Annotated in this window: 12 protein-coding genes; 6 read left to right on the plus strand and 6 right to left on the minus strand. The window is 40.0% G+C overall.

Features of this window, described 5'->3' with window-relative positions; translation table 11 throughout:
- Positions 1 to 11 precede the first annotated feature (11 nt).
- On the minus strand, positions 12 to 2,276 hold the full coding sequence (locus tag EHO65_RS08010) for an adenylate/guanylate cyclase domain-containing protein (RefSeq protein WP_135773598.1): 2,265 nt from the start codon (positions 2,274 to 2,276) through the stop codon (positions 12 to 14).
- A gap of 128 nt (positions 2,277 to 2,404) precedes the next feature.
- Here EHO65_RS08010 and EHO65_RS08015 point away from each other — a divergent pair, with 128 nt between their 5' ends.
- Together EHO65_RS08015 and EHO65_RS08020 are read left to right on the plus strand one after the other, a co-directional pair.
- A complete protein-coding gene (locus EHO65_RS08015) occupies positions 2,405 to 2,884 on the plus strand; it encodes a peroxiredoxin (protein WP_135756596.1) in 480 nt (159 codons plus the stop codon).
- A 3-nt stretch (positions 2,885 to 2,887) separates the two neighbouring features.
- Positions 2,888 to 4,654 (plus strand): M61 family metallopeptidase, encoded by a 1,767-nt coding sequence (locus tag EHO65_RS08020; RefSeq protein WP_135773599.1) that lies wholly within the window; start codon positions 2,888 to 2,890, stop codon positions 4,652 to 4,654.
- On the opposite strand, the gene EHO65_RS08025 is transcribed toward EHO65_RS08020, so the two are convergent.
- Entirely contained in the window at positions 4,641 to 5,357 is a 717-nt protein-coding gene (locus EHO65_RS08025; RefSeq protein ID WP_135773600.1) for an SDR family NAD(P)-dependent oxidoreductase, read from the minus strand. The two genes, EHO65_RS08020 and EHO65_RS08025, sit on opposite strands and share 14 nt — an antisense overlap.
- Positions 5,358 to 5,400: 43 nt before the next feature.
- Between EHO65_RS08025 and argB the strand changes: the two genes are divergently transcribed.
- Both argB and EHO65_RS08035 read left to right on the plus strand, forming a co-directional pair.
- On the plus strand, positions 5,401 to 6,273 hold the full coding sequence (argB, locus tag EHO65_RS08030) for an acetylglutamate kinase (protein ID WP_135773601.1): 873 nt from the start codon (positions 5,401 to 5,403) through the stop codon (positions 6,271 to 6,273).
- A gap of 98 nt (positions 6,274 to 6,371) precedes the next feature.
- A complete protein-coding gene (locus tag EHO65_RS08035; RefSeq protein ID WP_135773602.1) occupies positions 6,372 to 8,120 on the plus strand; it encodes a GAF domain-containing SpoIIE family protein phosphatase in 1,749 nt (582 codons plus the stop codon).
- 60 nt (positions 8,121 to 8,180) lie between these two features.
- Here EHO65_RS08035 and EHO65_RS08040 read toward each other — a convergent pair whose 3' ends face one another.
- Positions 8,181 to 9,476: an ATP-dependent 6-phosphofructokinase gene (locus EHO65_RS08040; RefSeq protein WP_135773603.1), complete on the minus strand. Its 1,296-nt coding sequence runs from the start codon at positions 9,474 to 9,476 to the stop codon at positions 8,181 to 8,183.
- A 48-nt stretch (positions 9,477 to 9,524) separates the two neighbouring features.
- Here EHO65_RS08040 and EHO65_RS08045 point away from each other — a divergent pair, with 48 nt between their 5' ends.
- Positions 9,525 to 10,634: an LIC_20087 family outer membrane protein gene (locus EHO65_RS08045; RefSeq protein ID WP_244243478.1), complete on the plus strand. Its 1,110-nt coding sequence runs from the start codon at positions 9,525 to 9,527 to the stop codon at positions 10,632 to 10,634.
- 67 nt (positions 10,635 to 10,701) lie between these two features.
- Complete coding sequence (locus EHO65_RS08050) at positions 10,702 to 11,325, plus strand: hypothetical protein (RefSeq protein WP_135773604.1); 624 nt, start codon at positions 10,702 to 10,704, stop codon at positions 11,323 to 11,325.
- Positions 11,326 to 11,413: 88 nt separating this feature from the next.
- Here EHO65_RS08050 and EHO65_RS08055 read toward each other — a convergent pair whose 3' ends face one another.
- The 3 genes from EHO65_RS08055 to EHO65_RS08065 are packed head-to-tail and all read right to left on the minus strand — an operon-like array spanning position 11,414 to position 15,768.
- Complete coding sequence (locus EHO65_RS08055) at positions 11,414 to 11,728, minus strand: hypothetical protein (RefSeq protein ID WP_135773605.1); 315 nt, start codon at positions 11,726 to 11,728, stop codon at positions 11,414 to 11,416.
- A gap of 6 nt (positions 11,729 to 11,734) precedes the next feature.
- Positions 11,735 to 15,472 carry a methionine synthase gene (gene metH, locus EHO65_RS08060; RefSeq protein WP_135773606.1) on the minus strand — a complete coding sequence of 1,246 codons (3,738 nt, stop codon included), beginning with the start codon at positions 15,470 to 15,472 and terminating at the stop codon, positions 11,735 to 11,737.
- Complete coding sequence (locus EHO65_RS08065) at positions 15,469 to 15,768, minus strand: DUF362 domain-containing protein (protein WP_135756606.1); 300 nt, start codon at positions 15,766 to 15,768, stop codon at positions 15,469 to 15,471. The genes metH and EHO65_RS08065 overlap by 4 nt, the downstream gene beginning before the upstream one ends.
- Positions 15,769 to 15,784 lie beyond the last annotated feature (16 nt).

A 15,784-nucleotide genomic window follows, 5' to 3' on the forward strand; every position in this document is an offset into this window, starting at 1 on the left:
AAAACGTTCTTCTACTTTTCCAAAAGATGTTGTACTCCGACCCAATTCCCAACCGGCGGAGCTTCTATATATTCTTGGCAACGTTTTCTATATAAAATGGCCACTATATCTTCCGGATAAACTTTTAGGGCTTGCTCGAAATTCTGCAAGGCTTCCTTAAAATTTCCTACCTTATATAGAATGATCCCTCTAGAGATCAAAGCCAGAGTAGCGTCTTTCAGTTTGCGAATATGAGGATCGTCCGATTCATAAATTTCGTAGATGATGATAGGTTGGCTTTTCCCTTTGACCACCACAGAGTCCACTTCTCTGATCGCAAGTTCATCTGCGATAGTAAGACTAGACAAAGTATTTTGAGTGATTAGGATATCCGCCTTATACAAATTTGTAAGACTTTCTAAACGAGATGCAACGTTTACTGTGTCGCCAATTACAGTTGTGTCCAGTCTATGGGAAGAACCTACAGTCCCTAACATCAGATTCCCTGTATTAATTCCGATACCGATCCGAACACCTTTTACATGTCCGTGATTACCCTTTACTTCTTCTTCGAGTTCTCGGACCCTTCTTCTCATATCGATGGCTGCAAGAACCGCCCTGTCCGCCGCAGACTTACCTTCCCAATTGTTCTCGGAATGGATCACTCTTTCTGCGGAGAATAATGCAAGGATCGCATCTCCCATAAACTTATCCACAAAACCCTCATACTTTTGGATCAGAGGTTCCATCTTAGCAAGATAGCCGTTGATAAATTTAAAATTTTCCTCAGGAGTCATCTTCTCGGAGATTGTAGTAAAAGAACGAATGTCCGTGAATAGAACACTCATCTCTCTTAACGCTGAATCTCCTAAGTTTACATCCACCGCAGAATCTTTTCCAAGCACACTTAAGAATTGCATAGGAACGAAACGGAAGAAAGCATTCTTCTGTCTTGCCAATTCCAGTTTTTGATGGCTGAGTTCAATGTTCAATTCTTCGGATTGTTTATATAGATCTATGAACCTGTTTGCAAGTATGGTAGTTAAAGAAATTACAAATAGAAGATATGCAAATTGTGTGAATCTAATTCCGGACTGGAAGAACATAGAATCCAACACATCGTAACCTGAGATGAATACGATGATGAACATACTGATCGCCATAAGAGAAGCGTCTTTTTTCCGCAGATAAACGGCTTTTCCCATGAAGTACAATAGATAAATAAGAGAAGGCAGAATAGAGATCTGCCATGCCCTTAAACTGATCATCAAATATTGGAATGGAGCGAAGAAGGAGAATAAGAATATTGCAAAACTCCATCCAGTAATAGCAAGTATCGCCTTATTCGGTAAAGTAGAGCCGTAAAAATAATCATGAAGAAATAGCAAAAATAAAGGTGCGAGCAAGGATACGGAACCATATTCAATTCTTGTAATCCAAGTGCTATCTTGTATAAAATCAAAAATGATCGTGGATCTACTCAATGAGTAAACCGCCATGGAGATCGAAAAAACACCAAAGTATAAATTATATTTGTCAGTTCTTCTTTTTGAAAAAATAAGAAGATGATACAATCCGAAAAATATATAGATCGTATTTAAACTTAGATTAAGTAAAACTCCGATCTTCTTAGAAAAATCGTATTCAACTCCTAACGTATAATCCCCATCTAAATAAAATCCAAGATCCACATTCGTAGGTGTGAACACAGGAGAAAGTACAGGATAATCTTCTTCAGAAAGATGAACCGCTGGTGCATCCCCCAACATATGAAATACTAGTTTGTTTTCTCCAGCTTGCAGGATACTTGAGTCCACCTGTAATTCCATATCCCTAAGAGTTTTTCGGATCTGCATCTTTCTGTCCGAGTTCAAATGGATCTCTTTTTGGAGAAGATGACCGTTTAAGTAAATTTCCCAGTTCTCTCCTATAAAATTTAAATAAAGTCGGATCGGATTCAAAAAAACTTGGGCCTTAGGATCAAAGTTTAAATTGAATTTTGTCTGGATGGTAAACTCTTGGACCTTGTCTGATACTGGAGTTTTATAGAGCTGGTTTAGAACGATCGGGAATTTTTCTATTTTTAAATACCCAGGTTCTGTAGGCTCGAAGCCGGATTTGAATTCTGGTTTAAATCCTTGTACGGATTCCCATTCCAATCTTTTTAGATCCAGGTCCTTCCAACCAGGAATGGGCTCTTCTTCCTGAGAACCCAGGGAATAAAAAGAGAATAAGAAAAAAGAAATGAAGAGTAAAGATCTGAAAGGTAAAGCCGGAAATTTTTGTTTTTGCACCATGCGTTATTCGACAGTAGTAATTGGATGAGAAAAACTGAGAGATTTCAAGTTTTTTAACGGATTTTTTCCTTTTCCCAAAAATGTTTTCGGTAGAAACTATCCGGAAGGGAAAATAGGAGGAAAACTTTATGTCCGACTCATGGGAAGGTAAAAAATTACCAGAAGTAAGTTTATCTAGCTCTGCAGGAAACACAGTAAATCTACCAAAAGACTCCGCAGGATCTTGGACCTTATTGTATTTTTATCCGAAAGACGATACCCCGGGCTGTACAAAACAAGCCTGCTCTTATAGAGACAATTTGGAAAAGTTCACTCAAGCAGGAGCAAAGGTCTATGGGATCAGTTCCGACTCGTTGGATAGTCATAAACAATTTATTGACAAATTCAATCTAAGTTTCCCTCTTCTATCCGATCCGAAACAAACTTTGAGCGGTCCTTTAGGAGTTTATGGAGATCAGGAATGGCAAGGTAGAGTATTCAAAGGACTTTCCAGAGATAGCTTTTTGGTAGGACCTGATGGAACCATCCGCAAAGTATGGAGAAAAGTGGATCCCACTAAAACTGTCGCAGAGACTTTAGAGGAGATCTTAAAAGAGGCCGGTGCCTAAGGCGTGATCGTAAAATACACTCTAGATACATACCAACCGCATAGACATTTATTAAAGGTGGAAATGGAAGTCCACCCAGACAAACAGGAAACATATCTTTGTATTCCGAATTGGTCCCCTGGCTCTTATAAGATCCGAGATTATTCTAAATCCATTCACCAAGTCCAATTTATACAGCCCAAGTCCGGTTGGAATCTTGAACAAACAGATCTAGATACTTGGAAAGTTTCTTCTAAGGGCGAAACATTCAAAATTTCTTATCTAGTTTATGGGTTCGAGCACACTGTAAGAACCAATTATTTCACCAGTGATTTTATTTTAGTACATCCTCCTGCAACATTCTTATATCCGAAGGATCGTTTAGATCTGGAACCTGAGTTAACTTGGAAGAATCTATCACCTTTTCGTTTTTGTTATACAGGATTAAAGAAGAAGGAAGGTTCCAAACAAACCTGGAAAGCAAAGAACTTCGACGAATTTTTCGACTGTCCGATTCTTCTTACAAATGAAAAGCAGATCAGTTTTAATGTGGAAGGATGTGAATTTGATCTAGTTATCCTGGGAGATATCGAAACAAAAGACAAGAAGAAGATCTCCAAGGACCTGGCTACCATTGTAGAGACCCAGATCAGACTTATGGCCGGAACGGAGAATAAGTATTATTTATTCGTTTTAGACATGAGCGATAATCTATACGGTGGATTGGAACATTTAAACTGCAGTATCAATCAATTCGATCCGAATGGATGGTCTAATCCGGATAATTACAGAACTCTTTTAGAACTTTTATCTCATGAATATTTCCATCACTGGAATGTGAAAAGAATTCGCCCGATCGCACTTGGACCTTTCGATTACCAAAAACCGAACTTAACAAAAGAATTATGGATCGCAGAAGGGGTTACAAGCTTCTTCGATGCATATTTTCTACTTCTTTGCGGGAGCTATTCTCCCCAACAATATTTGAATAAACTTTGGAAAGATATACAAGAGCTGGAAGAATCTTTTGGAGAATCCTGGATGAGTCTGGAAGATTCCAGTTTTACCGCTTGGACCAAATATTATAATCGCCCTTTCGATCCTAATTTTTCAAATACAGGGATCTCTTATTATACAAAGGGTGCGATTCTATCATTAAGTATGCATCTTCATATCCTCAAAGAAACCAAAGGCAAAAAATCCTTGGTGGATATAATGATCGCCTTAAATAAACAGTACCATCAGGAGAAAAAAAGAGGGTTTACCAAGGCAGAATTTTTCCAAACCGCGAAGAAAGCTACCGGCCTGGATCTGAAATTGGAATTCGATCCTTATATTATTGATCCGAAACGTATTCCTATCGAGAAGTATCTACATTTGATCGGAGTAGAAAGAACTGCTTCGAAACCTAAAATAGAATTAGGATTTAGGGTGAAGGAAGAAAGAGGAAGAATGATCGTAAGTAAAATTCTTCTCTCCAAATCCGTAAAAGAAACTGATATCAATCTAGGCGATGAATGGATCGCGATAGGTGATAGAAGAATTCTTCCAGGTAACTTTAAAGAATTATTAAATCAGTACCAGCCTGGAAAAAAAGCAGACCTTCTTCTTTCCAGAAGAGGAAAGATCTTAAAAAGAAAGATCAAATTTGATTCTTCTCCTTCCGGAAATGAACTTTGGATTGATGAAAAAGCAAAAGATTCGGTTAAAGAATTGAGAGAAGTATTTTTGAATTTGGGAAAAGAACCTAAAGTTTCGAAACCTTCTTCTAAGAAGACTAAATCGAAGTAATTCCTCCGTCAACAGTCCAGTTTGCACCATTGATATAACCGGACTCGGAAGAAATTAAAAAAGACACAACTCTTGCAATCTCTTCCGGAGAAGCGATCTTCTTAACAGGTGTCATCTCTATTATCTTTTTGCGATGATCATCTACCTGATCTTCTTGGATCCCCATTTTGGTTTCCATATAACCTGGACTTACTGCGTTAGATGTGATCCCTTTTTCTCCCCATTCAGCAGCGATAGATTTCATAAAACCTATGACCCCATGTTTGGAAGAAGAATAAGCAACAGACAGCGCACTCCCTTGCACAGACAAAGAAGAAGCTATATAAACAAATCTTCCGAATTCTTGTGCGCTGAAAATCGGAAGTAACGATTTTGTAATTTGAAAAGCGGAGCGAAGGTTGATGGAAAAGATCCTGTCCCATTCTTCCAAAGAAACTTCGGTGATTTTATGATAAGGGCCGCCGTAACCCGCGCAATGTATAAATCCTCGGATAGAAGAAGAAGTTTCAGACTTCAGACGATTGCAAGCATTCTCCAATTCATCGGAAGAAGTCAGATCTATTTTTTGGAATATTTCGTTTGGATGAAGTTTGTCCGGAGAAACTAGATCCCAATTTAGGATCTTATATCCAGAATTTCCTAATTCGGAAACAAGAGCGCGGCCAAGGCCCCCACTTCCTCCAGTGATTAAAATTGTAAACATTTCCGAATCGACGTACAAGTGGGGAACGATTTCTCTGTTTGGTATGGAACATTCCTTTGAGAGGGTCAACAATATTCTGGAGGCCCTTCCCTATATTACAAAATACTCCGGGAAAACTGTGGTCATCAAGTATGGTGGAGCCGCAATGGCAAAGGCAGACTTAAAGGAATCCTTCGCAAAAGATATCGTTCTTCTAAAATATGTAGGCATCCATCCAGTCATCGTTCATGGAGGTGGGCCGGAGATTAACAGGCTTCTAGACAGCCTGAATATTCCAACTGAGTTTGTTCATGGTCATAGAGTCACAAACGAAGAGACTATGGACGTGGTGGAGATGGTTCTCACAGGAAAAGTTAATAAACAGATCGTTTCCATGATCAATAAAGAAGGTGGAAATGCTGTCGGGCTTTCTGGAAAAGACGGAAATCTAGCGGTCGCCTCGAAGACAAAAATAGAAATAGATGTAGAAGGAAAAAAATCCGAACTAGTCGATGTAGGTCTTGTGGGTAAGATCGACAAAATAGATCCTACAGTCATTTTATCTCTCCAGGAAAAAGGTTTTATCCCAGTCATTTCTCCTGTGGCTGAATCTGCATCAGGAGAATCTTTAAATATAAACGCGGATACTTTTGCGGGAGAATTGGCGGGCGCTCTCAAAGCAGAGAAGCTGATCCTTCTTACAGATACGAGTGGGATCCTGATAGACGGGAAACTTGTAACAGGTTTGAACCGGGCCTTAGTAAAAGATTATATTCGAAAAGGAGATATCACCGGAGGAATGATCCCTAAAGTAGAATGTTGTCTTTCTGCGATCGATCAAGGAGTGAGAAGGACTCATATTATTGACGGAAGAGTCCCCCATTCTATCTTAATCGAAATCTTTACTGATCAAGGGATCGGTTCCTTGATCGAATAAAAGGAAATTCCGAATCTCCTTGACAGGAGTTGGATTTAGGCTGGAATAAGCCCTCCCGATTTGAAAATCTCTCAAAAAAAGAAGTATTCCCGGACCAAATGAGTTTCAAACAGCTCTCCTTAGCTCTTATTTCAGACATTACCGCCAGGATCAACTCCACCGACGATCTGGAAGAACTTTTGGGAATTATTATAGAGACCACAAAAGATGTACTCAATACGGAAGGATGTTCCCTTCTGCTCTATGATCCAGACGAAGATTGTCTAGTATTCCAAGTCGCCAAAGGTGATAAGGGGGAATCCCTTACCGAATTAAAAGTCCCTAGAGGAAAAGGGATCGCTGGAATGGTGTTAGAAAGTCTGGAACCAGTCATCGTAAACGATGCAGAAAACGATCCTAGAATTTATAGAAACATAGACGACGCAGTTGGATTCACCACAAAGAACCTGATTTGTGTTCCGATGAAGGCACAGGGTGAGATCCAAGGAGTTCTGGAAGCGGTAAACTCTTTAGAAAGGCCTGAATTTACTAATAAAGACATTAAAATATTAGAATATCTTTCTGATCTTGCGGCAATCGCGATCAGGAACAGAAGGTTGATCCGCGACTTAAAAGACCGTGCAAGAGAATTAGATTGTCTTTACCAGATCAGCCAGGCGATTTCTAATATTAGTGAGTTGGATCAGTTCTTAAATCTGACTGTTAACTCAATTTCCGATGTTTTAGGTGCGGAAAGAGTTTCTTTGATCTTCCAAAATCCTAGGACAAAAGCGTTCGAACTTTCTAAATCCATTGGTTTCAGTTTGGAAGAAGAATCCCATTTGGTGGATGAGTCTCGAGGGATTTTAAACGAAATCTTATCCCAAGGAAAAGCAATCTTAGTACAAGGGCAAACGGATATTAATCCGGACCTTCTCACACCGAATCGTTATAAGACTAGATCTTTCGTCTCTGTTCCGATCCGTCAGGATGGTACAATCATAGGTGTCTTGAATGCTGCGGATAAGATGAGTGGAGATAGTTTCTCTCATCAGGATCTTTCTATCTTAAGCACAATTTCCAACCAGATCGCAGAGGCTTATAATAGTCTTTTGGCAAAAAACCAAAAAGAGAAGTTAACCTCTATCCGAAGAGATATGCAAATTGCTTCTCAAATCCAGATCAACTCTCTGCCGAATATTCCTAAGAAGATGCATCTACTGGAGATTGAAACTTCTTACACTGCATCCAAAGAGATCGGTGGGGACTTTTATGATCTGATCTATCATAATCCTGACGAAGTAAGTATCTTAATCGCAGACGTTTCCGGAAAAGGGATCGCGGCTGCTCTATTTATGGAATTTTCCAAGACGATTATCGCCGGTGAAGTGGCACGTAACTCTTCTACAAGCATCAGTCTTATGGGAGCAAATCGGATCATCCAGGAGAAGTCCGGTTATTTTATGTTCGTCACTGTGATGCTCACTCGTATCAATATGCTCAAAAAAAGAATACGTTATTCTAGTGCGGGCCATAACGAGCAGCTATTATATAAAGCTAAGGAGAAGAAGGTACTACTTCTCTCCGGAAAAGGAATGCCTTTAGGTATCAAAGAGTCAGAGATAGAAGAACATGAAGTAGAATACCAGCCTGGTGACCTTCTCGTTCTATACACTGACGGAGTAAGCGAGACTACGAACAAAGACGGAGAAATGTATTCTCTGGAAAATCTCGCAAAATTAATAGAAAGAAACGGGGATATGCCCGTGGAAAATCTAAAAGAGCTGATCTTAGATACTACCGACGCATTCAGAGGAGAAGCAGATCCTCATGACGATTACACTTTAGTAATGGTCCGACTCAATTAGGATTTTATAATCCGATCATCCTGATATCTATTTGATCTCGGAACTTCTCCGACTATAGTACTATTCCGCCACCATATGAGCTGGTTGCCCCGTAGAAGCCAGTAATGTTCTCCATAAAGTACTTTTGGTAGGCTGAAGAACCTTTCTTTCTTGGATAGCTATATCGATCGGAAGATGGGTAAACACATTATTCCACATGCCGATCACTATATCCGTTTTACCTGCCATTGCCGCATGCACTGCATTCTGGGCCAAAAATCCGCAGAATATAGAATCCTCAGGGTTTGCAGGAATCGAACGAATGATATAACTTGGATCTATATATTTCACATTCACTTCTATCTTCTCTGCTTTGAAGAAGTCCTGGATGGAATTTTTGAGATACACTCCAATATCGCCTAATTTTAGATTTCCGGAAGCGTCTCTTTCTTCGTTTTTGCCGAAAAACTTTTGGCCCGCACCTTCTGCCACAATGATCACTGCGTGTTCTCTCGTTAAGATCCTATTTTTTAAAACATCTAAGAAGGAACCTTTTCCTTTCAGATCAAAATCGACTTCAGGGATCAGGCAATAGTTCACGTTTTGAGAAGCCAGAGCTGCGTTCACTGCGATAAAACCGGAATGCCTACCCATCAATTTTACTACACCGATCCCATTTGGTGCACCTTTCGCTTCCACATGAGCACATTCTACAGCTTCCATCGCTTTGGAGAAGGCGGTAGAAAATCCGAATGTTTTTTGAACATAATTGATATCGTTATCTATAGTTTTGGGAACCCCAATGACGGAGATCTCTTCCCCCCTTCTGTCTATCTCACTTACGATCTCTTTGGCTCCTCTTAAGGTTCCATCTCCTCCGATGCAGAATAACATCTTAACTCCATACAAAGAGAGTCTATCTACCATGTCGGAAGGGTCTTGGTTTCCTCTGGAAGATGCGAGAATGGTACCTCCGTCCCTTCCGATATGAGCTACATTTTCCGGATTTAGCTCGATAGGCTTATGATCAAATTTTTTGACAAGGCCTTGGTAACCGTAAGGAAATCCAAGGATACGTTTAACCCCGTATCTATAATTTAATTCCATTACGATGCCTCGGATCACGTCGTTGATCCCTGGACAAAGCCCTCCACAGGTCACGATCCCGGCAGTCACTTCTTTTGGGTCGAAGTAGATCTTCTTTCGAGGACCCGCTTGTTCAAAAAATTCGGCTCCTTCTCCAATATATTCCTTCCAGCTCTCTTCCGTTTCGAATACCGTCTTGAAAACTACCTTGGATTCGTCTCCGGTGTAATATTCATAAGCGGCAGGACTTTCAATTTTGCAAGGTCCGAAATTTCTGATCTTTGTGTTCATTTATACCGATTCCAGGTGAATTATAGAAGGTCTTATTTTTTGGGAAATATGACGGAATTTTCATTGGCAAAGCAGATTATTCCGTCATATATCAATAAATATAGGATGAGAACCGAGAAGATGACATATGATTCCAAATCTCTTCCTAAACGTAAACGCTCGTTCTTTAGAAAGACCTTCCCTTCCCTCTTGCAGGTGATTTTTCCTTTTGTAGCGAGCCTGTCCGTAATATACGGAGAGAACAGTTCTACTTTTTTCTGGGATTCTTTCGACAACTTTTCTAAAAATACGGCCCTATTTTCCCAAAAGGAAATATCTGAAGGCAAAGTCGAGAAGGAAGAACATAAGGTCCAATTTTTCTCTTCTCTTACATTCAAATATCCTTATGAAATGAAAGTGTTTCAGGAATATATACCGACCGAATCTTCATCCGCATCTTTCAATTCTATTCCAGGACTTCCTAATAAATTACCAAACCAACCTAGGATACTTTTACAGAAGAGGGAATTTTTCGCTCTTTATCCTTCTCTAGGAAGAGAAGAAGTTTTTGTAATGGCGATGAGTATGGGCCAAAGCAAGGACAATAAATCCGAGGCTTATGTAGGAGCTAATACTGAAAGAAGAGCGTTCGATTCTCTGACAGACGTGAGAGCCACTTCTTCCGTTATGCCTGGTCTAGGTTCTAACCTTTCTAGAGGTTTGGACAACCAAGCTGGGAATTTACTCTTCGGATATTTACTCGGAAGAGCGGGGATCCAAATGGACTTGGGCTGGAGAATGGCAGGAAATAACGTAGGTTTGGCGATCCCAGAGTCTGCGAAATCTTCCATCGGGATCAGCTATTCCTTGGTCTCGAATTCCAGCAGCTTGAACAAGATGGACTTCTTCCTACAAGTATCCGGGATCAAAAGATTTAACGACAAAAGTCTTTTGCAGATCGATACTCCTCAAGCTTTCAGAGGATGGCAACAAGGTTACGAGTATTATGTGAACCCTGGATTTTCGATCTCTACAAAAAACTTAAGTTTCGAAGGTTTAGTACGTTTACCTCTTCACCAACCATTTCCAAATACGGACGGACTCTTAACACCTGAAATCCAAGGTATGCTCGGGGTAAAATACAAATTCTCGGACAGTTCTCCTAACCTACAAAAATAAAAATTAATTTTTTATAATATAATCTTACCGGTCCCCAGTAAATCTTCCAAAGCCAGGAGAAAGGCCTATGAAAAAAATCAAGTTCCTAATCTTATTCTGCGCCGCAACTGCTATATTCGCCGATGAAGTAGTTTATACCAAAACAGGAAAGAAAATAATCCTTAAAGAAAATTTCACCTGGCAATACGCACCTGAACAAAAAGTAGATCCTTCTAAAAAATTAAATACAGGCAGATCTATCCTGAAGGGCGCCGATCAAACAAGTCTGATCAAAAGTAAATCAGGAGTATATTCCGTTTTTTATAATTCAACTCTTTGGACAAGCGTGACCGAAAATCATGAATTTGCGGAGTTTCATTTCGTAAACCAGGCAAGAACTGGAAACGCAATGGTTATTTATGAAGGATTAGAGATCCCATTAGAATCATTTCCTGAATTAGTTTTATTAAATGTAGTAAAGACAGATCCGGATGCGAGGATCATTAATATTGAAGATTGTTCCGTAAACGGAGTCCCAGGAAAGATCGTCACTTATACCGCTCAAATCAAAGGCCTTAGATTTATTTTTTATTCTTTTCTATCTAGCGGTAATTTCGGTTCCATTCAGTTCTCTACTTTTACTTTGGAAAGCCAATTCGAGAAAGAGAAGGCGAACTTTGAAAAGGTGATCTCTGGGTTTGTTTTGAACTAGGGTTGTAGTAACTTCGACGAGAATTAGAAGCACGCGATCCAATATAGATCGCGGAATTTGAATTCAGGTCTGAATTTTGTCGAAGATACTACAAAATTTGCATTTTCTGAAAGGAAAGCTGTAGATCTAACTTGTTAATTTGCTCTTTCTTTCTGCCAAATCGCAGAAAGGAAGTAGTTTTGCCGGATGTAGTATCTATGACCTCGACCCGAGTCTCCATCACAGGACAGGCAACCTCTTCGCAGCTGATCTCACTCAGCTTTAAGCGTAGATCTTCCCTGCCAAGCTTCTCCCTGATCTTAGATGCCAACCAAGGATGGAATGGAAACTCTGTTCCAGGCTCCGATTCATCCTGGTATTCAGAATGAACCGGATTTGTAGTAACTTCGACAAATCGTTTCATTAAAGATTAGACTCTCGAAACCGCCTCTTGGGGATCATAAGCCAAATTTGGAGAAAGCCATTTTTCTACATCGGAAACGGTCATTCCTTTCCTATTAGCATAATCTTGGATCTGGTCCTTATTGATCTTCGCCACGGCAAAATACTTAGCATCAGAATGAGCAAAGTATAAACCACTTACGGAACTTGCAGGCATCATCGCAAAATGTTCCGTGAGAGTAATACCTGTATTCTTCTCCACTTCTAATAGATCGAATAAGGTCCTCTTCTCGGTATGATCCGGACTTGCAGGATAACCTGCCGCAGGACGAATACCCTGATAACGTTCTCGGATCAATTCTTCGGTAGAAAGATTTTCATTAGCCACATAACCCCAAATTTCTTTTCTGATCTTCAGGTGCATGTATTCAGCAAAAGCTTCTGCGAAACGATCGCCTAAGGCCTTTGCCATGATGGAATTATAATCATCCAAGCGAGAATCGAATATGGATGCAAATGCTTCTACTCCATGGCCAGCAGTGACAGCAAAACCACCAATATAATCAGCGACTCCACTTTCTTTTGGGGCAATATAGTCCGCTAAACAATAGTTAGGTTCGTCTTTTTCTTCTTTGCTGATTTGTTGACGAAGAGTATGAAAAACAGTCTTAATTTTTGTCCTGGTTTCATCTTCGTAGACTTCGATATCGTCGCCGACACTATTCGCAGGGAAGACGCCGATCACTCCTCTGGTCGTATACCTTTTATTAGAAACGATATCTTCTAATAATTTCTGAGCGTCTTTAAATAATTCTTTGGCTTGTTTACCGTAAGTTTCGCTTTCCAGAATAGAAGGATAACGTCCTTTTAACTCCCAAGCCTGGAAAAATGGGGACCAATCTATATAAGGAACAAGTTCCTCTAGAGAGATCTCGTTATCAAAAACTCGAACTCCTACAAAGTTCGGCTTAGTTACCTTGGTTATATTCCAATCCGTAACGTATTTATTTTCTCGGGCATCTTCGATAGAAACAAGTTTACGATCGCTTCTAGTATTAAAATAAATTTCCCTTTGGATCTTTTGTTCTTCTTTAATCTGTTTTATATAATCCGGTTTCAAAGAAGGACTCAAAAGTTTTGAGACTACGTTCACAACTCTGGAAGCATCAATTACGTGGACCACAGGTTGATCATACTTTTCAGAAATTTTTACGGAAGTATGAGCAGAACTTGTAGTAGCACCACCGATCAACAGAGGAATATCGAAACCGGTTCTTTTCATTTCAGAAGCTACGTGAACCATTTCATCCAGAGAAGGAGTGATGAGCCCGGATAAACCGATGATATCTACATTCTCCTTTCTTGCTTCTTCTAAAATTTTCTCACAAGGGACCATTACTCCGAGGTCTATCACTTCGTAATTATTACACGCGAGAACTACTGCCACGATGTTTTTACCAATATCGTGAACATCTCCTTTCACTGTAGCGATCAAGAATTTTTGCTTTTTAGAAGCCTGAGCTTGTTTACGGTTCTCTTCTTCCATAAATGGTAGAAGGTAAGCTACGGACTTTTTCATTACCCTAGCACTCTTGACTACTTGAGGAAGGAACATCTTTCCGGATCCGAATAGATCACCCACGACCCTCATTCCGTCCATCAAAGGACCTTCGATCACTTGTAATGGTTGATCGTATTTGAGTCTTGCTTCTTCCGTATCTTGGTCTATGTATTCTACGATTCCTTTTACTAAAGAATATTCTAATCTTTGCTCTACTGTTCCTTCTCTCCAGGCCTCTTCTTTTTTCTCGACCTTCTCACCTGACTTAAAGGATTCTGCAAATTCTATCAATCTTTCAGTCGCATCAGATCTTCTGTTTAAGAGAACGTCTTCTACTCTCTCCAAAAGATCCTTAGGAATTTCTTCGTAAACTGCTAGCATACCTGCGTTTACAATCGCCATATCCATTCCAGCTTTGATCGCATAGAATAAGAATGCAGAGTGCATTGCTTCCCTTACTGGGTTATTTCCACGGAAAGAGAAGGAAATATTACTTAAACCACCGCTGATTTTCGCACCTGGACAAACAGCTTTGATCTCTTTGATTGCTTCTATAAAATCGACTGCATAATTATTATGTTCTTCTATCCCCGTCCCTACAGTCAGAATGTTCGGATCGAAGATAATATCAAAAGGAGAAAAATCCGCTTTCTCCACTAATAGATCATAAGCTCTTTTGCAAATACGGACCTTATCGTCCTTTGTAGCGGCCTGACCTTGTTCATCGAAAGCCATTACGATCACAGAAGCACCATACATCTTGATCGTTTTTGCCTGTTGTAAAAACTTTTCTTCTCCTTCTTTCAAAGAAATAGAGTTTACGATCGGTTTTCCTTGGATACATTTTAATCCTGTCTCCAAAACAGACCATTTGGAACTATCTACCATGAAAGGAACCTTCGCAATATCAGGTTCTACCGCGATCAAGTTTAAGAATTCTTTCATCGAAGCTTCTCCATCCAAAAGAGCCTCGTCGAAATTTATATCTATTACGTTAGCTCCTGCTTCTACCTGTTGCAACGCAACCGATACCGCTTCTTCAAAGTTTCCTTCTAAGATCAGCTTTTTGAATTTAGGAGAACCGGTTACGTTAGTCCTCTCTCCAATTAAGACAAAACCTGTTGCTTCATCTATATTCAAAGGTTCTAATCCGGATAATCTGGTTTTTCCTTCTATCTCCGGTATGATCCTAGGCTTTTTGCCTTGGACAGCCTTAGCACCTTCTTTAATGTGAGCCGGAGTAGTTCCACAACATCCTCCTGCAATATTCAACCAACCTTGATTGGAAAAATCGTCCAAAAAATTCCCAAATTCTTCCGGAGTTTGGTCATAGCCACCAAATGCGTTAGGCAAACCTGCATTCGGATAACAACTAATATAACAACCTGAGATCCTGGACAATTCTTCTATATAAGGTCTCATCTCTCCTGCGCCCAAGGCACAATTTATCCCTACAGAAAGAGGGTTTGCATGATAGATTGAATTGTAGAATGCCTCGATCGTCTGTCCTGACAAAGTTCTTCCAGAAGCGTCGGTGATCGTAACAGACAGAGATACAGGAATCCGTACATTCAAATCTTTGAATACGTTCTCAATTGCAACGATGATCGCTTTCAGATTTAAAGTATCAATATTCGTTTCGGAAAGAAGAATATCCACTCCCTCTTCCACTAGCGCTCTCACCTGCTCATAAAACGTTTCTACCAATTCGTCAAAGGTTACCGCACGGAATGCAGGATTATTTACATCGGGAGAAAGAGAAGCTGTTCTTGTAGTGGGCCCAATAGATCCTGCAAGGAATAACGGCTGATCCGGATGAGTTTTGGAGAACTTTTCCATTGCAGCGCGGGCAACCTTCACTGCCTTTCTATTCAGCTCATCAACATAAGCTTCTGCATTATAATCTGCTTGAGAAATTCTGTTTGAGCTAAACGTATTCGTTTCTAATATATTCGCTCCTGCTTCCAAAAACTTATAATGTATTTCTTCGATCACTTCCGGTTTAGTAATTACCAGAAGATCGTTATTTCCCTTTAGTGCAGAAGGATGGTCTTTAAGTCTTTCGTCTCGGAAGTCTTCTTCTCCCAAACCATACCTTTGGATCATAGTTCCCATTGCGCCGTCAAGAACCAGTATTCTTTCTTCTAATAACTTTAGAAGTTCTTGTGCTTTTGGGTTTGTATATGTGGGAAATTTATGTTTCATAATTCTTTAATATTGCAGTGTTTGTCTAGAAGAGGTTTTTTAAGATCGTTGATCATTGGTAACGTTTTCGATTCTTTTGCGTTCAAAACGATCCAATCTTTCCATATCACCGGCACCTCATCCTCCGGGAAGATGGCATTCACCGGACATTCTCTCAAACAATCATTACAATTGATACAAATGTCCGGATCTATAACTAAGTAGTCCTTTCCTTCTCGGAAAGCTTCTACAGGACAGGCAGCAGCACAGTAAGTAATTTTGCACCCTACGCAGGGCTCAGTTACTACGTATGCCACCGACCTCTCCTTTATC

It is taken from the genome of Leptospira andrefontaineae, from assembly GCF_004770105.1.
Lineage (GTDB): Bacteria > Spirochaetota > Leptospiria > Leptospirales > Leptospiraceae > Leptospira_B > Leptospira_B andrefontaineae.